The organism is Streptomyces sp. NPDC052040, from assembly GCF_044548405.1.
In the GTDB taxonomy this organism is placed as follows: domain Bacteria; phylum Actinomycetota; class Actinomycetes; order Streptomycetales; family Streptomycetaceae; genus Streptomyces.
Map to the genome: position 1 here is coordinate 325,487 of NZ_JBIUBV010000007.1, position 19,836 is coordinate 345,322.

16 protein-coding genes are annotated in these 19,836 nt (G+C 71.8%); 7 read left to right on the forward strand and 9 right to left on the reverse strand.

What is annotated here, in order from left to right; all coding sequences use genetic code 11:
* Positions 1-78: 78 nt before the first annotated feature.
* Entirely contained in the window at positions 79-1,329 is a 1,251-nt protein-coding gene (locus tag ACIHAA_RS17615; protein WP_399817978.1) for an Ig-like domain-containing protein, read from the reverse strand.
* Positions 1,330-1,559: 230 nt separating this feature from the next.
* Positions 1,560-2,765: an Ig-like domain-containing protein gene (locus ACIHAA_RS17620; protein WP_399817979.1), complete on the reverse strand. Its 1,206-nt coding sequence runs from the start codon at positions 2,763-2,765 to the stop codon at positions 1,560-1,562.
* Between the two features lie 190 nt (positions 2,766-2,955).
* On the opposite strand from ACIHAA_RS17620, the gene glgX reads away from it, so the two are divergent.
* The 4 genes from glgX to ACIHAA_RS17640 all read left to right on the forward strand — a co-directional run bounded on the left by glgX (position 2,956) and on the right by ACIHAA_RS17640 (position 8,222).
* Positions 2,956-5,217, forward strand: a complete 2,262-nt coding sequence (gene glgX / locus ACIHAA_RS17625; RefSeq protein WP_399817981.1) for a glycogen debranching protein GlgX — start codon at positions 2,956-2,958, stop codon at positions 5,215-5,217.
* 154 nt (positions 5,218-5,371) lie between these two features.
* Positions 5,372-6,121, forward strand: coding sequence for a thioesterase II family protein (locus tag ACIHAA_RS17630; protein WP_399817983.1), 750 nt, complete (start codon positions 5,372-5,374; stop codon positions 6,119-6,121).
* Positions 6,118-6,900, forward strand: coding sequence for a 4'-phosphopantetheinyl transferase family protein (locus tag ACIHAA_RS17635; RefSeq protein ID WP_399817985.1), 783 nt, complete (start codon positions 6,118-6,120; stop codon positions 6,898-6,900). Before ACIHAA_RS17630 ends, ACIHAA_RS17635 begins: the two co-directional genes overlap by 4 nt.
* 77 nt (positions 6,901-6,977) lie before the next feature.
* Positions 6,978-8,222, forward strand: a complete 1,245-nt coding sequence (locus ACIHAA_RS17640) for an ATP-grasp domain-containing protein (RefSeq protein ID WP_399817987.1) — start codon at positions 6,978-6,980, stop codon at positions 8,220-8,222.
* Between the two features lie 46 nt (positions 8,223-8,268).
* On the opposite strand, the gene ACIHAA_RS17645 is transcribed toward ACIHAA_RS17640, so the two are convergent.
* Together ACIHAA_RS17645 and ACIHAA_RS17650 are read right to left on the reverse strand one after the other, a co-directional pair.
* A complete protein-coding gene (locus ACIHAA_RS17645; protein ID WP_399817989.1) occupies positions 8,269-9,228 on the reverse strand; it encodes a hypothetical protein in 960 nt (319 codons plus the stop codon).
* A gap of 148 nt (positions 9,229-9,376) precedes the next feature.
* A complete protein-coding gene (locus tag ACIHAA_RS17650; protein ID WP_399817991.1) occupies positions 9,377-10,702 on the reverse strand; it encodes an acetyl-CoA carboxylase biotin carboxylase subunit family protein in 1,326 nt (441 codons plus the stop codon).
* 193 nt (positions 10,703-10,895) lie between these two features.
* Between ACIHAA_RS17650 and ACIHAA_RS17655 the strand changes: the two genes are divergently transcribed.
* Genes ACIHAA_RS17655 through ACIHAA_RS17665 form a run of 3 tightly spaced genes read left to right on the forward strand, consistent with a single transcriptional unit; the run spans position 10,896 to position 13,576 of the window.
* On the forward strand, positions 10,896-11,855 hold the full coding sequence (locus ACIHAA_RS17655) for an ABC transporter ATP-binding protein (RefSeq protein WP_399817993.1): 960 nt from the start codon (positions 10,896-10,898) through the stop codon (positions 11,853-11,855).
* 1 nt (position 11,856) lies between these two features.
* Positions 11,857-12,693, forward strand: coding sequence for an ABC transporter permease (locus ACIHAA_RS17660; protein WP_399817995.1), 837 nt, complete (start codon positions 11,857-11,859; stop codon positions 12,691-12,693).
* Between the two features lies 1 nt (position 12,694).
* A complete protein-coding gene (locus ACIHAA_RS17665) occupies positions 12,695-13,576 on the forward strand; it encodes an ABC transporter permease (RefSeq protein ID WP_399817997.1) in 882 nt (293 codons plus the stop codon).
* An 80-nt stretch (positions 13,577-13,656) separates the two neighbouring features.
* On the opposite strand, the gene ACIHAA_RS17670 is transcribed toward ACIHAA_RS17665, so the two are convergent.
* From ACIHAA_RS17670 to ACIHAA_RS17690, 5 genes are read right to left on the reverse strand one after another with little or no spacing between them, the layout of a single operon-like run.
* Entirely contained in the window at positions 13,657-14,844 is a 1,188-nt protein-coding gene (locus ACIHAA_RS17670; RefSeq protein ID WP_399817999.1) for a YqcI/YcgG family protein, read from the reverse strand.
* Positions 14,841-16,562, reverse strand: coding sequence for a carbamoyltransferase (locus ACIHAA_RS17675; protein ID WP_399818001.1), 1,722 nt, complete (start codon positions 16,560-16,562; stop codon positions 14,841-14,843). The genes ACIHAA_RS17670 and ACIHAA_RS17675 overlap by 4 nt, the downstream gene beginning before the upstream one ends.
* A 21-nt stretch (positions 16,563-16,583) precedes the next feature.
* Entirely contained in the window at positions 16,584-17,720 is a 1,137-nt protein-coding gene (locus ACIHAA_RS17680; RefSeq protein ID WP_399818003.1) for a glycine amidinotransferase, read from the reverse strand.
* A 58-nt stretch (positions 17,721-17,778) separates the two neighbouring features.
* A complete protein-coding gene (locus ACIHAA_RS17685; RefSeq protein ID WP_399818005.1) occupies positions 17,779-18,804 on the reverse strand; it encodes an isopenicillin N synthase family dioxygenase in 1,026 nt (341 codons plus the stop codon).
* Positions 18,801-19,826, reverse strand: coding sequence for a 2-oxoglutarate and iron-dependent oxygenase domain-containing protein (locus tag ACIHAA_RS17690; RefSeq protein WP_399818006.1), 1,026 nt, complete (start codon positions 19,824-19,826; stop codon positions 18,801-18,803). Before ACIHAA_RS17690 ends, ACIHAA_RS17685 begins: the two co-directional genes overlap by 4 nt.
* Positions 19,827-19,836: the final 10 nt, after the last annotated feature.

A 19,836-nucleotide genomic window follows, 5' to 3' on the forward strand; every position in this document is an offset into this window, starting at 1 on the left:
ACGGCCGCTCACGCGGGCGGGCCCGGCGCTCCCGCTCACCGCGGTGCACCGGGCCCGCCTCGGCGAGGGCCCCGGGGGCTACTTGCTCCAGTCGGCCCAGGGCAGGTTCCAGCCGTTGAGCCCGTTGCCGGGATCGACCGTCCGCTCGTGGGAGTTCTTCACCACGACCACGTCACCGGTCATCGAGTGGTCGTAGAACCAGGCGGCCGGTGCGGACGGGTCGGAGCCGCCGCGCACATCGCGCAGTCCGACGCAGCCGTGGCTCGCGTTGTAGTTGCCGAAGGCGTCGCCGCCCCAGTAGTTGCCGTGGATGAAGGTGCCGGAGTCGGTCAGGCGCTGGGCGTGCGGGACGTCCTTGATGTCGTACTCGCCGCCGTAGCCGACGGTCTCGCCGTTCATCCGGGTCACCGCCAGGCGCTCGCTGATGACCATCTGGCCGTTCCAGGTGTCGTAGCCCGGCTTGCCGGTGGTGATGCCAAGGGTCCTGACCACCTTGCCGTCCCGCCGGACGGTCATGGTGTGGGTCTTGGCGTCGACGGTGGAGACCTGGCTGCGGCCGATGGTGAAACGCACGGTCCTGGTCTGCTTGCCGTAGACGCCGGGGCGGCCCTCGACGCCGTCCAGGGCGAGTTTCACGGTGACCTCGGTGCCCGGCTTCCAGTAGTGCTCGGGGCGGAAGTCGAGGCGGTCGTTGCCGAACCAGTGGCCGCGGACCTCGACGGCCGGCCGAGTCGTGACGGCGATGGCCTTCTCGACGTCCGCGGGGTGGGTGATGCCGCGGGAGAAGCGGACCGAGAAGGGCATGCCGACACCGACGGTGGTGCCGTCGTCGGGCTGGTAGACGCCGACGAAGGTGCTCTTCGGGGTGAGGGTGGTGAAGGAGGAGTCCCGGGTGGCGGCACGGCCCGCGGAGTCCTTCGCGACGGCGTGCACCCGGTAGGTCGTGGCGGTGGCCAGCGGGGCGGCGGGCGTCCAGGAGGTGCCCGCGCCGGATATCGCCCCGGCGACCGCGCGGCCCTTGCCGTCCTCGACCCGGACCTCGGTCAGCCGGCCCTGCACGGACGTCACCCGCAGGGCGCCCGCGGTGTCCACGGCCCTGGCGCCGTTCCCGGGGGCTATGGTCACGACGGCCGCCGACGGCTTGCCCGCGCCCGCGCCCTTGCCGCCGCCGGTCCCCGGCCCCGACGTCCCTCCCCCGCCGCACGCGGTGGCGGTCAGCAGGAGGGTCCCGCAGACAAGGGACGCCAGAGCCGTCAGGCCCGTACGGCCCCGCCGCGCCCCCGCCGCCCGCGCTCCAACCGACGCCCCCGATATCGGTCGCCCGTTCACGTTCGTTCTCCCCTCGCACGGCCCGGCCGGGCCCGCACACCCCGAAAGTCGCCGCGTCCCGGACCCGGGCCTGCCCGTGCCCCGCGCGCGCCTGGCGCAAATCAATCACACGGCCCGCCCTGATGACTCCCCGCGATGGTCACCGTTCAGTCCCAACTTCGGGCGCGCGCGGGGGCATCGGGGGCAGCCGGGCGCACACCCCCGCGAACCCCCGCGATCTGCGAGGGGGGCTACCGCACCGCGCTGCCCGCCGTCCACCGGGCCCAGCTCATGTTCCAGCCGCCGAGGCCGTTGTCGGGAGCGACCGTCCGGTCGTCGCTGTGCACCACCTCGACCACGTCGCCGATGAGACTGCGGTCGAAGAACCAGCCCGCGGGGGTGTCCGGGCCGCCGCCCTTGACGTCCCTGAGGCCCACACAGCCATGGCTGACATTGGTGTGCCCGGGGGCGTTCGGCGCCCAGTAGTTGCCGTGCACGAAGGTGCCGGAGTCGGTCAGCCGCAGGGCGTGCGGGACGTCGGGGATGTCGTACTCGCCGCCGAAGCCGACGGTCTCGCCGTTCATCCGGGTGACCTCCAGCATCTCCATCACCACCATCCTGCCGTTGTAGGTGGTGGTGCGGGGCGCGCCCGCGGTGATCGGCAGGGTGGCGATCAGCTTCCCGTCGCGCCGGACCTGCATGGTGTGCGCGGCCGCGTCGACCAGCGAGACCTGACTGCGGCCGACGGTGAAGGAGAACGTCTTGTACTGGAGGCCGTAGACGCCGGGCGCGCCCTCCACGTCCCGCAGCCGCAGGGCGACGGTGACCCTGGTGCCGGGCCGCCAGTACGCCCGGGGCCGGAAGTCGAGGCGGTCCCCGCCGAACCAGTGCGGACGGATCTGCACCGCGGGCCGCGCGGTCACCCGGATCGCGCGCTCGACCGCGGCCCGGTCCTCGATCCGCCGGTTGAACTGGAGGGACACGATCATCCCGGTGCCCACGACCGAGCGGTTCTCGGGGGTCACGTACCCGATGAACCGGTGGCCGGGCACGAAGGTGGTGAAGGCGGCGTGCCGGGCGGAGCGGCGGCCGCGGCCGTCGTGGGCCACCGCGTCGACGGTGTAGCGGGCGGCTAGGGAGAGGCGGTCGTCGTCGGGCTGCCAGACCCGGCCGTCGGCGGAAAGGTGGCCCCGGACCGGGGAGTCCTGCGCGTCCTGGGACCTGACGACGGTCACCGACTCCAGGCGGCCGTCGGACACCCGCACCCGCAGCCGCCGTCCGGCGCCCACGGCCCGGCTGCCGTCGTCGGGTGAGACCCGGATCAGGTCCCGGGGCCCGGGCGGCTTGCCGAGCATCTCGTCGAATCCGTGGGAGGTGCAGCCGGTCAGCAGGACCGCCCAGGTCAGAGCGGCAGCCAGGGCGGCTCCGGCGCGCCGCGCGTGCGTCTGTACGTGCATCACGCCGGGCCCAACGACCCAGGTCCCCCGGGGAAACGTGAGTGCGAGCCACGCTCTGGGCAGAACAGTGGGGAGGACGACGCGACGGGAGGCCGCGCCCGTGGGCCGCAGGGGCGTGGAGGCCGGGAAAGGGCGGGTTGCCGCGCGCCCTTTCCCCCGTGTCGCCCCGACGAGCCGCGGGAGGCCGAACGTGTCGAGCGCAGCCGAGCAGGAGGCAGTGCAGAAGGAGCGGGCGGACGGGGAACGGTCCGCACGCCCGGCCGCCGTGCTCAACGGCAGGCGCCGCCGGGTGCCGTCCGTGCCGGTGTGGCCGGGTGCGCCCACCCCCCTCGGGGCGCGCTTCCGCACGGGCCCGGACGGGGCCGCGGGCACCAACTTCGCGCTGTGGGCGGGGGGTGCGGAGGGGGTGGAGCTGTGCCTGTTCGACGGGCGGGGGGCCCAGAGCCGTGAGACGCGGGTCGCGCTCACCGAGCTGACCCATGAGATCTGGCACGGCTTTGTGCCCGGTGTGCTGCCCGGGCAGCGATACGGCTTCCGGGTGCACGGCCGCTGGGACCCGTGGACGGGGGCGCGCTGGAATCCGGCGAAGCTGCTCCTGGACCCGTACGCGCGGGCGGTGGACGGGGACTTCACGCTGCCGCCGGAGGTGTACGGGCATGTGCGGGACTGGCCGGACCAGCGGGTCGCGGACACCGTGCGCGACGACCGGGACTCGGCTCCGTACGTGCCCAAGGGCGTGGTGGTGCACGATGACGACGACTGGTCGGACGACCGCCGCCCGAAGACCCCCTGGGCGGACTCGGTGATCTACGAGCTGCACGTCCGCGGCTTCACCCGGCTGCACCCGGGCATCCCGCCCGAACTGCGCGGCACCTACGCGGGTCTGGCGCACCCGGCGGCGATCGAGCATCTGGTGCGGCTCGGGGTGACCGCGGTGGAGCTGCTGCCCGTGCACCAGTTCGCCCACGAGGACCATCTGCTGCGGCGGGGCCTGACGAACTACTGGGGCTACAACTCGATCGGCTACTTCGCCCCGCACGCGGCCTACGCCTCCACCGGCACCACCGGCCAGCAGGTCGGCGAGTTCAAGCGGATGGTGCGGGCGCTGCACGCGGCCGGGATCGAGGTGCTCCTCGACGTGGTCTACAACCACACGGCGGAGGCGGGCGAGCGGGGTCCGACCCTGTCCCTGAAGGGCATCGACAACCGCGGCTACTACCGGCTCGGGGCCGGGGGGCGCGGCTACGCGGACTACACCGGCTGCGGCAACACCCTGCATGTGGTGCAGCCGCAGGTGCTGCGGCTGATCACCGACTCCCTCAGGTACTGGGTGACGGAGATGGGGGTGGACGGCTTCCGCTTCGATCTGGCGGCGGCGCTGGCGCGGTCCATGCACGACGTGGACATGCTCTCCCCGTTTCTGGCGGTGATCGCCCAGGACCCGGTGCTGCGCCGGGTGAAGTTGATCGCGGAACCCTGGGACGTGGGCGCGGGCGGCTACCAGGTCGGCGCGTTCCCCCCGCTGTGGACGGAGTGGAACGACCACTACCGCAATGCCGTACGGGACTTCTGGCGCGGTGCGCTGCCGGACGTGCGCGACCTCGGCTACCGGCTGTCGGGCTCCAGCGACCTCTACGCCTGGGGCGGCCGCCGCCCGTACGCCTCGGTCAACTTCGTGACCGCGCACGACGGTTTCACCCTGCGCGACCTGGTGTCCTACGGGCGCAAGCACAACGAGGCCAACGGCGAGGACAACCGGGACGGCTCCGACGACAACCGGTCCTGGAACTGCGGCGCCGAGGGCGGGACGGAGGACGGGCGGGTACGGGCGCTGCGCCGACGGCAGCTGCGGAACCTGCTCACCACCCTGCTGCTGTCGACGGGGGTGCCGATGCTGGTGGCGGGCGACGAGATGGGCCGCACCCAGCACGGCAACAACAACGCCTACTGCCAGGACAACGAGCTGGGCTGGGTGGACTGGAGCCTGAAGGACGACCCGGAGTGGCGGGAGCTGTTCGAACTGGCCGCGCGGCTGATCGCGCTGCGCCACCGCCACCCGGTGCTGCGCCGCCGGGCGTTCTTCTCCGGGCGGGCCCATTCGGCGGACGGGCTGCGGGACCTGGCGTGGTTCACGGCGCGCGGGGAGGAGATGACGGAAGGCGACTGGTACGCGCCCGCGGCCACCCTCGGCCTGTATCTCTCGGGCCGCGACATACCGGGCCGGGACGGGCGGGGGGCGCCGGTCGTGGACGACAGCTTCCTCGCGGTCCTGCACGCGGGGCAGGGGCCGGTGGACTTCGTGCTGCCGGGAGCGCCCTGGGCGGACCGCTACGAACTGGTCGTGGACACCTCCCGGGAGGACCAGGCCCGCCCGCCGGGAACCCTGCACCGCGCGGGCACCACGACGACGGTGCCCGCCCGGGCGGTGCTGCTGCTGCGGGTGGTGGACTGAGGGGACTGAGGGGTGGTGCGCGGAGGGGGCGCCGTTCGTTCCTGCGACCGTGACGCAACTCACCGCGTCCGGGGCTCCGTTGACGTATTTTGCGGAGGACGGCGTTGTCGGTTCCGGCGGCGGCGGGGCACTGGACGAGGGCGGAAGGAACACCTTGAGCGGCACCGTGGCGCGTGGCACCGGCGAGGTCCGGCTGTTCGGATTTCATCATGCCGGGGGGTCGAGCAGTGTGTTCCAGCCCTGGCGGCGGCTGCTTCCGGACGGGTGGGAGCTGCGGGCGCTCGACGCGCCCGGGCACGGGACCCTCATGGGGCAGCGGCCGATCGACGATCTCGACGCCCTGCTCGCGCACTTCCTCGACGTCGTGCCGGACGAACCGGAGGTCCCCTACGCCTTCTTCGGGCACAGCATGGGCGGCATCGTCGCCTATGAGCTGACCCGGAGGCTGGTCGCGGAGGGGCGGGTGCCGCCCGTCTGGGTCGGTGTCTCCGCCTGCCGGGCGCCCGGCACCCCGCTCACCGCCGTCCGGCACACCCTCGACGACGAGGGGCTGCGCCGCCATGTCGCCGCTCTGGGCGGAACCCCCGCGCAGCTGCTGGAGAATCCGGCCCTGTGGGGGATCTTCAGCCCGCTGATCCGGGCCGATCTGCGGCTGGTGGAGACCTGGCGCTCGGCCGCGGGGCGGGAGCTGCGGGTGCCGCTCTCGGTGTTCGGCGCACGGGAGGACTCCGCCGTACCGACGGAGCAACTGGCCGCGTGGGCGGGGCAGTCCGCCGCCTTTCTCGGCACCCGGCTGTTCGACGGGGGCCACTTCTACTTCGTCGCCGACCCCGCTCCGCTGCTCACCGAGGTCGTACGGGATGTGCGGACCGCGCTGGACGCCGCCGCGCAGCGGGTCGGATGACCGCTGCCGTGGCCTGCCGGGTGTGGTGGGCCGGGTCCGGTGACCACCGGCCGGAGCTGGATGCCCTGCTGGGGCCCGCCGAGGCGGTGCGCCGCGAACGGTACGCGCGGGCGGCGGACCGGCGCCGCTTCAGCGTGTCCGCGGCGCTGCTGCGGCTGGCCGTCGCGCGGGAGCTGGGGTGTGCCGCGCGGGATGTGCCGGTGGTGCGGGAGTGCCCCGACTGCGCCCTGCCGCACGGCCGTCCCCGGATCGAGGGGCAGGGGCCGCTGCATGTCTCGGTGTCGTACGCGGGAGAGGCCGTCGCCGTCGCGGTGAGCAGGGGCGCGGTGGTCGGTCTGGACGCGGAGGCCGGTCCGGACGCGGCGGAGGCGCCGTCCGGCGGGCCGCCCACGCGGCGGCGGTTGGCGCTCGAACGGGCGCTGCGGCCGGAGGAGCGGGCGGAGGTGGGTGCGGCGCCCGAGGAGGCGCGGCCCGGAATGCTGGTGCGGTGGTGGACGTACAAGGAGGCCGTTCTCAAGGCCACCGGGGACGGGCTGCGGGTGCCGCCCACGGACATCGGGGTGAGCCGCCGGACCGGCGGGGCACGGCTGACCGCCTACCCCGGCCGCCCCGAACTCCTCGGCGACGGAACGGTGTTGCGGGACGTCGGGACCCCGGCGGGGTGGCTCTCACCTGCGGCCGTGGCGTCGGTGGCGTTCTTGGTGGATCGTGGGACCCGTGTCGATCACGTACGGGGGGAGGACGGCCGGGTGCTCCTCGGCGCCGCCGTACACCCGTGAGCGCCGCCGCACGGCGCCGAGGCCGCTCCCCCACCGCACCGGCACCACCGCACGGCACCACCGAGGGGAGACACGCTGTGACAGGACTCAGGCCGCGGCTGACGGTCGTGGGAAGCGGAGGACAGCCCTACCGGGAGTACTCCTTCGCCTCGCTCGTCGCGGAGTACGAGGTGACGGCGGTGCTGCCGTCGCCTCCCAGCTGGCAGTCCCGATATCTGGCGGATCACCGGGTGGCCGACTGCACGGACCCGGGCGCGATCGCCGCCGCGGTGTCCGAACTGGCCGGTCCGGACGGGCAGAACGCCGTCTTCACCTGGGACGAACTGGTCCTTGAGGCCACCGCCGAGGCAGCCGCGAAGCTGGGGCTGACGCATATGTCGCCCGCCGCGGTGGCCCGGTGCCGGGACAAGTATCTGACGCGGTCGCTGATGGCCGGGGCGGGGCTGCCCTCGCCCCGGCACCGGCTGGTGCGGTCCGCGGACGAGGCGGCGCGCACGGCCGCGGAGTTCGGCCTTCCGGTGGTGGTGAAGCCGCGCTCGCTGGCCGGGAGCATCGGGGTGGTGCGGGCCGGGGACGAGGCGGCGGTCCGGGCGGCGTTCGAGCTGGCGTCCGGGGCGGCGTACGCCACGCTGCCCGCCGGGGAGGGCATCCTCGTCGAGGAGTATCTGGACGGCCCCGAGATCAGTGTGGACAGCGTTGTCTTCGACGGCGAGGTCCGGTGTGTGCATGTGGCGCGCAAACGGCTCGGTTTCGCGCCGTACTTCGAGGAGGTCGGCCATCTGGTGACGGCGGTGACCCCGCAGTCGCTGCCGCCGGAGGCGGTGGAGCTGGTGGAGGCCGCGCACCGGGTGCTCGGGGTCGACTTCGGTGTCACCCACGCGGAGGTCCGGCTCACCCCGGCCGGGCCCCGGCTGGTGGAGCTGAACGCGCGGCTCGGCGGTGATCTGATCCCTCTGATCAGCCGGATGGCCACCGGGGTGGACCTGGTGCGGGCCGCCGCGGAGATCGCGAGCGGCCGGGCGCCCCGGATTCCCGGGGCGGCCGGGGAGGGGCCGGGCCGTACGGCGGAGGTGCGCTTCGTCTATCCCGCGCGGGACTGCGAGGTGCGGGAGGTCGGTCTCGACGAGGCCGCCGCGGTGCCCGGCATCGTGCACACCGCGGTGCTGGCCCCGCCCGGGACGCGGCTGCTGCTGCCGCCGAAGCAGCCGATTCCGCGGCTCGCGGCGCTGATCGCGGTGGCCGACGACGAGCAGGGCACGGGCCGCGCGCTGGACCTCGCCGAGCGGAAGGTGGCCGCGGACACCGTGCCGTTGGCGGACTGAGTGCGGGCCGCCGGTCCGGGAGCGGGGGCCCGCACGGGCCCGGTGGCTACGCGTTCCCGGCCGGCGCCTTGGCGAGGCGGGCGACGAAGAAGCCCTCGAAGGTCTCGGTGGGCGCCACCCGGACGGCGTTCTTGAGGCGCTCGTCGAACTTCATGCCCCGCCAGGAGGTGACGCCGGGCAGGAAGGAGGGCTCGGAGAAGTCCAGGGGCTCCACGGTGAGGTCCTTGTGCCGCTCCAGGTTCTTGCTGACCGGGAACTCGTTCTCCTCGGGGCTGAGGGTGCAGGTGGAGTACACCATGACCCCGCCGGGCCGCAGCAGCTTGTAGGCGGCCGTGATCATCTTGGTCTGGAGGAACTTGTACTTCTCGATGCGCTCCTCGGACCAGAACTTCAGGGAGGCGGGGCGACGCAGGTCGACACGCCCCTCGCCGGAGCACTGGACGTCCAGCAGGATGCGGTCGAAGGACTCGGCGGGCACCGACTTGTCGATGTACTGCGCGGGGTGCGTGGTCAGCTCCGCGTAGCGCACCCCGTACACCTCGGCCAGCTCCCCCATCTTGCGGGCACGGGGGGCGGCGCCGTCGTTGAGCCACAGCCGGCAGTCGTTGCCGACCCGCGCGGCGAGATGGAAGGCCTTGCCGCCGGGGGCCGCGGCCACGTCCAGCAGATCGTCGCCCGGGCGGGGCGCCAGCGCGACGGGCGGGATGAGGCTGGAGGCGTTCTGGAGGTAGACCCGGCCCTGGTGGGCCATGGCGAGGATGTCCTCGAAGCCGTCGTTCTCCGGCCAGAGGAAGGTGTGCTCGCACCAGTCGACCGGGAAGGCCTTGGGCGCCTTCTCCCGGACGGTCCGCAGCGTGTCCTGGTAGGTCTCCTCGTCGAGCAGCCGGTTGACGCGGATCGAGGTGGGACGGGCGCCCCGGAAGACCTCCTTGACCTCGGCCGGTCGGATCCGGAGGACCTCGGCCATACGCTGCTCGAACTGGCGAATGGTCCGCGCACTGGACACGACCGGGCTCCTTTCTGGCCGACCCCGCGGTCGGAACGGTCTTCGGGCCACCAGTCTCTCACTCGACGATGGCCCTCGGATCCGTGCCGCGGGACGGCCGGGAGCCCGGCCCTGCCCTGCGCCTACCCCCGCGCTCTACCCCTGCGCTCTATTCGAACGCCAGTTTGACGCGCTTCCGGGTCTCCTCGTGCAGCTCCTGGATCCGCTCGACGTCCGTGCAGTGGTAGAAGGCGTCGTAGGTGTACATCCAGCCCTCACGGGTGGCCTTGGACTCGTTGCGCCCCGGCACCCGCTGCCCCGGCTCCAGATACATCTGCTCGAAATCGAACTCCGGCTGGGCGTGCACCCAGTCGAGACCGGTGAACTCCTTGAAGATCCCGGACTCCTCGGCGTTGACGAAGACCCCGAGCAGGAAGCCCTCCTTGGCGCGCGGGTACGTGTGCGGCAGCGGCTCGCCCATCTGGAGCTTGCGCCCCATGTCCCGGACGTCGACATCGAGCCAGGCCATCAGGGTCTTGGCCACGCTGCCGCCGCCGATCCGCGGGTTCACCTCGATGATCGAGACCTGCTCGCCGTCCCACTTCAGCTCGATGTGGACGAAGGTGTCGTCCACCCCGAGCTTGCGCAGCGCGTCCTGGAGGATCACGCGGATGCGCTCCTCCTCCTCGGCCGACACGAACGGCGTCGGGCAGACATTGGCCGTCTCCAGCCGGAAGCCGCCCTCCTGGGCCCAGAGCAGCTTCTCCTGGATCAGCAGCGACACCAGCCGGCCGCTCTGCATGAATGCCTCGAACGACAGCTCGCGGCCCTCGCCGATGAACGATTCGAGCAGCACCTCGCTCCGCGGGTCCCACACCCGGGTCCCGTCGTCGAAGCGGTCGTGCGGATGGCCCTCGCGCAGACTCTCGAAGGTCTCGGCCAGCTCGTCGTAGGCGCGCTCCGGGTCCTGCACGATCTCCACGAAGGCGCTCGCGGTGCCCCAGACCGGCTTGATCACAAAAGGCACGCCGAGCCGCTCGACCACCGCGGCGGCGCTCTCGGGGGTCAGGTCCGCGGCCTTGAACACCTCGGTGCGCAGCGGCAGCGTGCCGCCCAGCACCTCGCGCAGCCGGGGCTTGATACGGCAGTTCAGCTGCCCCTCGAAGCCGGGGAAGTCCATGCCGAGGCGGCGTGCGGCGCCCAACTGCACGGGCCAGATCTTGTCGTTGATGATCGAGAACCGGTCGAGCCTGCCGCGGTAGGGACTCAGCGCCTCCACCACGGCGTCCTCGGAGAAGACGTCGGCGCAGACGGCCACTTCGTCGGCGCACTCCTCGTAGACCGAGGCGAACTCGGCGGCGCAGAGGAAGAGGACGCGGACGCCGTGCTCACGGAGACTTCGGGCGCGGTTTCGCAACTCCGGCCAGAGTTCCATTCCCGGAATGGACACCTCGACGAAATATCCCGTATCCACGGCGGAGTTGTGCTGGTCCATTGCATTCACGGTGGTCACGCTAACACCGGCCCGAAGGTGCGGCAAGGCTCGGCCGCGACTTCCCCGCAGCAGATGTGACGGAATGTCAAGTACTGTCCACGGAGGCCGTTCTCAGGGGTGGAGAATCTTGCGGGCCGCTCCTCCGGCCTCATAGGATTCCGAACGGCCAATGAAAGATGGGGGAGGTGGGCTTGTGAGCAGGACCGGGGCGGGCTTCGAGGATACCGGCGATACCGCGGTCGTTTCGGCCAGAGGCCTGAAAAAGCAGTTCGGCTCGTTCGAGGCGGTGCGCGGCATCGATTTCGAGGTGGCCCGCGGGGAGGCATTCGGCCTGCTCGGTCCGAACGGGGCGGGCAAATCCTCCACCATGCGCATGATCGCCTGCACCTCGCCCCGCACCGGGGGCTCCCTGCGGGTGCTCGGCATGGACCCGGAGACGCACGGTCCGGCGGTCCGGGCCCGGATCGGCACCGTCCCGCAGACCGACAACCTGGACATGGAGCTGACCGTCCGGCAGAACCTCCAGACCTACGGCCGGTACTTCGGGCTGTCCCGGACGCATGTGCGCGAGAAGGCCGTGGAGCTGATGGAGTTCGCCCGGCTCTCCGACCGCGCCGACGACGAGGTGCAGCCGCTGTCCGGCGGTATGAAGCGGCGGCTGGCCATCGCCCGGGGCCTGGTCAACGACCCCGAGGTGCTGCTCCTCGACGAGCCGACCACCGGACTGGACCCGCAGGCCCGCCATCTGCTGTGGGAGCGGCTGTTCCGGCTGAAGCAGAGCGGTGTGACGCTCATCCTCACCACGCACTACATGGACGAGGCCGAGCAGCTGTGCGACCGGCTGGTGGTGATGGACGGGGGCCGGATCGTCGCGGAGGGCTCCCCCGCCGCGCTGATCGAGCAGTACTCCACCCGGGAGGTGCTGGAGCTGCGCTTCCACCCCGGCACCCAGACCGGGTTCGTGTCCGCCGTGGAGGACCTCGCCGAGCGGGTGGAGGTGCTGCCCGACCGGCTGCTGCTCTACACCAAGAACGCCGACGCGACGGCGGCCCGGGTCGCCGAGCGCGATGTGCACCCGCTGTCCAGCCTGGTGCGCCGCTCCAGCCTGGAGGACGTCTTCCTGCGGCTGACCGGCCGGACCCTGGTGGACTGAGATGGCCACCGACACCCCCCAGCAGACCCTTGCCCCGGCCGCCCCGGCGACCGGCACCGTGGTCGGCCCCTGGCGGGCCATGGCGCTGCGCCTGGAGGTCCAGTGGTCCTGGTACCGGCGCTACTGGCGCGCCAACCTGTACTCCTCCGGTCTCCAGCCGCTCCTGTTCCTCAGCGCGATGGGCCTCGGCCTCGGCTCCCAGGTCAAGGACGGCTCCTTCCTCTGCGGCCACAGCTATCTCCAGTACATCGCGCCGACCCTGCTGGTCAGCGGCATCGTCGCGACCGCGGTGAACGAGGCGGGCCACCCGATCCTGTCCGGCTTCAAGTGGAAGCAGGACTACGTCGCGGTCGTCGCGACCCCCATCACGCCCCAGCAGCTGTACGGGGCGCAACTGCTGTGGATCGTCCTGCGCCTTGCGATCTCCGCGGTCCTCTACGGCCTGGCCGCCGCCCTCTTCGGGGCCTGGACCGGACCCGGGGTGCTGCTGGCGCTGCCGCTGGCGGTGTTCGCCGGGACGGCCTGTGCCGCGCCGGTCATGGCCTTCGCGGCCGTCACCCGCGGGGAGGGGCACGCCTTTGTCGCCCTCAACCGGTTCGTGGTGCTGCCGATGACGCTCTTCGCCGGCACCTTCTTCCCGGTCGACCGGCTGCCCCGGGCGTGCCTGCCCCTGGTCTGGATCTCCCCGATCTGGCACGGCAACGAGCTGGTCCGCTCGGTCACCCTCGGCCACCCGGCACTCTGGCCGACCCTGGGGCACACGCTGTTCCTGCTGGCCATGCTGGTCACCGGCGCGCTGCTCGGCCGCCGGAGCTTCTACCGCAGGCTGGTGATCTGACATGACCGAGCCGACCACCGCCATCCCGACCCCGGCGGCCGGTACCCCCGGTATTCGCCCGGCCCCCGACGGGCGGGGCGGACGCGGCGGCCCGCTGCTGCGGATCCTGCCCTCCAGCACCTACTCCGGGCTGTCCTTCCGGCTCGTCGAGCGCAGTGTGCTGCTGTACTCCCGGGCCTGGCTGGTGCTGGTGTCCGGGGTGTTCGAGCCGCTGTTCTACCTGCTGGCGTTCCGGGTCGGCTTCAGCTCGCTGATCGGCGAGGTGACCGGCCCGGACGGCCGCCCCATGAGCTATGTGGCGTTCGTCGCCCCGGCGCTCCTGGTGGCCTCCGCGATGAACGGCGCGGTCTACGAGACGCTGAGCATCTTCTACAAGCTGCGCTTCGACCGGCTCTACGACGCGGTGCTGGCCACCCCCATGGGCACGCTCGACGTGGCGATCGGGGAGATCTCCTGGGCGGTGCTGCGCAGCGGGCTCTACGCGACGGCGTTCCTCGGGGTGATGGCCGCGATGGGGCTGGCCACCTCCCCGTGGGCGCTGCTGCTGATCCCCACGGCGCTGCTGATCGCGACCGCGTTCGCGGCGATCGGCATGGTGTGCGCGACGCTGCTGAGGTCGTCCTCGCAGTTCGACTACATCCATGCCGTGGTGATGCCGATGTTCCTGTTCTCCACGACCTTCTACCCGATGTCGGTGTATCCGGCGTCGCTGCGCTGGCTGGTGGAGCTGTCGCCGCTGTACCACGGCATCGAGCTGGCCCGGGGGCTGTCCGTGGGGGTCCTGGACCCGACCATGATCGGCCACGCCGGGTTCCTCGCCGTACTGGCGGCGGGCGGGCTGTACATCGCCTCGCGGCGGATCGGGAAGCTGCTGCTGAGCTGAGCTGAGCGCGGGCACGGCGGTGCGGAGGGGGTGGCCGGGTCCCGGCCGCCCCCTCCGCCGTACCGCGGTCGCCGGAGGTGTCAGAGGCGCGCGGGCAGCTCGTACCACCGCACCGGGGGGTCGTCCGCCCGCAGCGGCAGCAGGAACCGGTCGATCTCCAGGTCCGCCAGGGGGTAGCGCTGGAAACCGTCCCGGAAGCGCTGGCGTATCCCCTCCGAACGCGGGTGGTAGTCGTCTTTCGTCAGCACCCGCAGAATGGCCGCCTCGGGCTGGAGCATGAAGAGGAAATGATCCTCGACGCCATTCATGTACCGCGAATGGTCATGCGGATAGCACGGCGCGAACACGCTGACGAAGCATTCCTCTCCGTCAAGCACGAAGTACCACTCGGGCCGGGTCGCGATTGCCGGGTCGAGACCCGCGGGCGCCGCCTCGGTGAGATTCCGGTGCAGGAACTCGACGAAATCCCGGAAAACCCGCGTCAGGTCCTCGAACGTGTCGCCGAATACCCGGGTGGGAAAGGCATAGACGAATCCGTCGAGGACGTCCCGGTCGAGTATCCGCAGGAAGCGCCGCACGGCGGGCAGGGACGCCCGCATGTTGTCCTCGAACGAGGACTCCTCGTCGTAGGACGGCGGTCCCCACAGCACCGACTTCGCGGCGAACGGGCAGAAGGTCTCCCGCTGGACGGGGCGGATGATCCGCACCGACTCCGCCCGGGACGGGTCGAACTCGGCCTCCACGGGCGCCGGTTCGCCGGTCCGGGTGCTCTCCAGCAGCCGCACCAGCTGTCCGCCCAGTTCCTCGTACGAGGCGAAGCCCGCGATTGCGGCCCGCAGCAGCGGGGGCAGCAGCCGGTGCAGGGGCTCCAGGTCCGGGTCGCTGCCCTGCCGGGCGTCGGAGCGGTGGAAGGCCATGGTCCGGCGCACCGCCTCCAGGGCGGCGTCGAGCCGGTCCGCCACCTCCGGCAGCGGCAGCGGAGCCGCGGACCACAGCGACGGCTCGGTCAGATCGGCGGGGCACAACGCCTCGTGGAAGGCGCCCTGGAGGGAGATGCCGTAGCTGTTGGCGAGGGCCGTGGCCGCGACCACCACCTCGGCGAGGTGCCGCCCCGCGGCGGACCGGCCGGCGGCATCGCCACCGGCCGTCCGCAGGGCGGCGACCCGGTCGCCGAGGTACACATCGGCCGGGACGGGCGCCCAGTACGGGCCCCGGTCCTCGACCATGCGGCGCACCGCCTCCTGGATGCGCGCGATGTGCGGCCTCACGCCCCCTTACCGTCCTTGCGGACCAGGAAGGGGCCGATGGCCAGGTGGTCGATCTCGGTCCCCAGGAAGGTGGCCAGGGCGTCGGCCGGGGAGCAGATGATGGGCTCCTGGTCGTTGAACGAGGTGTTCAGCACCATGGGAACGCCCGTCAGCGCTTCGAACTCGCTGATGATGCGGTGGAAGCGCGGGTTGACGTCGGCGCGGACGGCCTGGATGCGGCAGGTGTTGTCGACGTGCAGCACGGCACCCATCCGGTCGTGCTTGTCGGCCTTGGCCGGGTAGGCCATCAGCATGAAGTCGCCGGCGCTGGTCTCCTTCCCGATCTCGAACCACTCGGGTACGGCCTCGCTGAGCACGCTGGGCGCCAGCGGGCGGAAGTACTCGCGGTGCTTGACCTTGTGGTTGAGGTCGTCGCGCATGGAGCGGCTGCGGGGGTCGCCGATGATGCTGCGGTTGCCGAGCGCCCGGGGGCCCAGCTCCATGCCGCCCTGGAACAGGCCGATCACCTGGCCCTCGGCGAGCAGTTGGGCCACCCGCACCTCGAAGTCCTCGGGGCGCTCCACGACCAGGCCGTCGCGGGCGGCGAGTTCCTTCTCGATCTCCGCCTCGGTGAAGGAGGGGCCCCAGTAGGCGTGGCGCATCTCCTCGCCGCGCTCCTTGCCGAGGACGGCGTTCCACACATGGAGGGCGGCGCCCAGCGACAGTCCGCCGTCGTGGGCCGCGGGCTGGACGTACAGCTCGTCGAACGGGCCCTGCTCGAAGGCCACCTGGTTGGTGACGCAGTTGAGGGCGACACCGCCGGCCAGGCAGAGCCTGCTGGAGCCGGTCAGGGTGTGCAGATGGCGCGCCATGTGCAGGACCAGCTCGTTGGTCTTCTCCTGGAGCGCCGCGGCGATGTCGTGGTGGACGTCCTCCAGCGGCTCCTCGGGGCGACGCGGCCCGACGCCGAGCACGCTCTGCAGGCCCGAGGTGTCCGCGGACGGCGGGTAGTACAGGATGTCGCTGAACTTCAGCAGGTCGTGGCGCATGTCGAAGCCGCCGTCCTCGGTGGTCCAGGCGAGCTGGTCGAAGCCCTCCGCGAAGCGCGCCGGGTCGCCGTACGCGGCGAGGCCCATGACCTTGGCGGCGTCGTAGACCCCGAAGCCGAGGAAGACCGACGCCAGCTCCCAGAGGTAGCCGATGGAGGCCGGGTAGCGGACGCTCTGCACGACCTCCAGGGCGTTGCCCTTGCCGTGGTAGAGGCGGGTGGAGTAGGCGTCGTCGCCGAGCGCGTCGACGACCAGCACCGCGGCGTCCGGGAAGGCGGTCGCGAAGTACGCCGAGGCGCCGTGCGCGGTGTGGTGCGCGACCCAGTGGAAGTCGCCGGTGAAGCCCAGCTCCGCGAACTTCTTGGGGATGTTCGGCAGGGTGTCCAGGAAGAGCGACTGCTTCTCGGTGCTGTCCCAGGGGGAGGGCAGCCCGCCGTCCTTGACGGCCTTGATCTCCGCGGGGTCGGCCGCGCAGGTCACATGGTCCACGTCCGCCAGGGTGATCCCGGCCTTGTCCAGGCAGAACCGGATGGCGTTGACGGGCAGTTCGTCGGGGTTGTCGGCGCGCGCCTGCTTGCCGTGCTTCACCCGGTTGAAGCGCTCCTCCTCCGCCGCCGCGACGACGGTGCCGTCCTTGAGCAGAGCGGCCGAGGACTCGTGGTAGACCGAGTTGATGCCGAGGATGTACATGGGGGCTCCGATCGTGAGCGGTCAGACGAGGGGCTGGTAGGCGAGGCGCGGGAAGTAGTCCTCGCGGGTGCCCTCGCGGTGCACGTCCCAGGTGGCGCAGTGCAGGGAGCCGCCGTACTCGAAGACGTTGCGGAAGGGGACGGTGAAGACCTCGAAGCCGAGCTTGTCGAGGAGGTCCTGGAGGGGCTTCTCCTGCTCCTCGCAGATCAGCTTGGTCGGGGAGATGCTGAGCACGTTCATGGACAGCCACTTGGAGGACTGGCAGTACAGCGGCATCTCGTCGTTGCCGAGGACCGGCTGCGGGGCCTCCACCAGCTCCCAGTCGTTGTCCAGGAACATCCGCTCCTCGCCCTCGCGCAGCGGGCGCTCCGGGTTGGTGAGGATCAGGCCCGGGCGCAGCGGGACGAAGGTGCAGTCGATGTGCGAGGGGAAGAAGTCCAGCGGGAAGTGGACCGTGTGGACGCGGAAGCCGCGGGGCTCCAGGTGCCGCTTGAGCCAGTGGATGCCGGCCCGGTTGGTGGTCATGGACTCCTGGACCAGGATGTCGCGGCCCAGGCGGCTCATGTCGGCCGCGTCGAAGACGATCTCGTCCTGGTTGACGCAGAACTCGAAGGAGTGCATCCGCTCATGGCGCTGCTCGAGGGGCCAGTCCCAGAACTCCTCGCGGTACATCCCGTCGGCCATGGACGGCTTGGGCGCGGTGGTCCACTCGACGCGGGGGTCGGAGTTCCAGTACTCGTAGACCAGCTTGCGGTAGGGCTGGTACTCGAAGTACCGGGCGCGGCGGGACATGGTGGCTTCGATGATCTCGTTGCCCATGGTGATCATGACATCGCGCGGGCAGACCGCGCAGTACTGGTTCTCCACCTCGAAGTCGGGGGTGCGCACCGGGGCGGAGAAGTCGTGGGACTCGGGGCGGCGCACGGTGACGCCCTGGGACTGGAGCAGCCGGACCAGGCCGTCCAGTTCCTCGTTGGCGCGGTCGACGGCCTCCTTGGACTTGGGGCCGGTGGGGAAGGGGGTGTCGGGCGCGTTGCGGATGGCGGGGCGGCTGCCCGGCTCGGTGGGTTCGAAGGAGGCGTTGTCGGCGGAGCCGACCACCATCTCCCGCAGCGGGTCCCACTCGTTCCACGAGTTGACGATCAGCGGCTTGTCCATGAACGGGTACCTGTCTCCTGGTGTCGGGCGTGCGGGTGTCGGGACCGGCCGTGCGGGCTCAGTCGTAGGCCTTGGAGAAGAGATCCACCACATAGGGGCCGAACTGGCAGGGCTCGTAGCGCGGCGGGTTGTCGTCGTCGCAGCACACGTCCAGCGGCTTGATCACGGCGTCGTAGGCGGGCTCGAAGAAGAAGGGGATCGAGTAGCGGTCGACGGCTCCCGGGAGCTGCACCCGGTGCCAGGTGGCGTGGTAGCGGTCGTTGGTCCAGCGCTGCATCATCTGGCCGATGTTGACCAGGAAGGTCCCGGGGATGTGGGGTGCCGGGATCCACTCCCCCTCGGGGTTGCGCACCTCCAGGCCGCCGACCTCGTCCTGCTGGAGCACGGCGAGGAAGCCGTAGTCGACATGGGCGCCGAAGCCGTGGTCGACCTCGTCCATCGCCAGCTTCTCGGGGGCGGTCCGGCCGACGGTCTCGCTGTACGGCGGGTAGTGCACCATCCGCAGATCGCTCAGCTCCACACCGTGGTACGGCGCGAAGTAGTGCTCGTCGACACCGAGGCTGAGGGCCATTCCGGCGGCGATACGGGCGCTGAGACCGTAGAGCTGGTCCCAGGCGCGCATCACGGTCTCCCGGAACGAGGGCAGCGCGGGGGGCCACTGGCCGGGGTCGTCCAGGGGGTGGGCGTCGGCGCGCCGGGCGGCCGCGGCGGCGGCGATGGTGTCGGCGTTCCGCCCGGACTCCGGCTGGAGGTCCAGGCACTCGTGCCAGTCCGTCTTGCCGCCGGTGACCTCGCCGCCCAGCGGCACGAAGCCGCGGAACTGCTCGGTGTTGCCGAGCCGGATCTTCATCTTCTCCTCCAGCGGGAGGGCGAAGAAGGCCTTGGCCGCGTCGAAGAGGGCCCGGCTGTCGGCCTCGGCGATGCCGTGGTCGGTGACGTAGAAGAAGCCGACGTCGCGGCAGGCCTCACCGATCCGCTCCACGGTCAGCCGCAGCTCCTCGGGGTCCGGGTCGGCGGTGACCAGCGGGCCGATGCCGATGACCGGGACCTCCTTGAAGGCCGCTTGGTGGGTGTTGTCGCTCATTGCCCCTCTCCGTTCTCGGTGTCCGTGCCGTCGTTGTTCCGCCCGGGGAAGATCACGTTCATCCGCGCCCACTCCAGCTCGCCCACGGGCGCGGTCGGGGACAGCTCCCGGCCGCCCGCGAGCCACGAGTTCCCGGCGGGCACCGCGACGGGCCCGCTCAGCCGGACGCCGGCCGCGCGGTCGACCGGCACCAGCGGCCGGTTCAGGTCGGGCAGGAAGAACGACGCGTAGGAAAGACGTTCGGCGCGCAGCGCCGAGTTGTGGACGCGGTGCGGGCAGGCGCGGTAGTAGCCGTGCGTCCACACCTCCAGCAGCTCGCCGCCGAACACCGTGAAGACGTCGGCGGGCGGCTGGACGGCCACCCACCGGCCGTCCGCCGTCTCGGCCTCCAGTCCGTGCTGCTCCTGGAGGCTGACGGTCAGCAGTCCGCTGTCGGTGTGCCGCTCCAGCCGGGACTGGTCCGCGCCGAAGCCGGAGGGGTCGCGGTAGCGGATCAGCCGGGAGTACGAGCACAGCTCGCCGTCCGCCACGGTGCCGTCCCCGTCCGCCTTCTGGTCCAGGGTGAGCAGCAGTCCGCGCAGCACGGCCCGGGCCACCCGCTCCACCGCCGCCGAGTAGGCCTCGACCACGGGCCGGAAGCGGGGCAGCACGGCCGGGTCGGGCCACTGGTTCGGCCCGAACAGGCCGGTGTGCCAGGGCAGTTGCTCGCCCTCGGGCGCGGCGGTCTCCCGGCCGAACTCGAAGGACTCCTTCAGGTCGGGCACCCCGCCGGTGTACTCGGCGCCCTGGGCGACATGGCCGCGGTAGTTGGGCGAGGCGTCGATGTCCAGGGCCCGCTTGGCCTCCTCGGGCAGCGCGAAGAAGGCCCGGGTCTGCTCGTGGAGGGCGCGGAAGAACTCCGGGCCGAGTTCGGCCCGGGCGTCGATGTGGACGAGGGTGTGGGCGCGGAGGGCGTCGTGCAGCCGGTCCAGCGTCCCGGCCTCGCCGGCCTCCAGGTCGGCGAGTGCGAGTAAGGGGATCACGGAGTCTCCT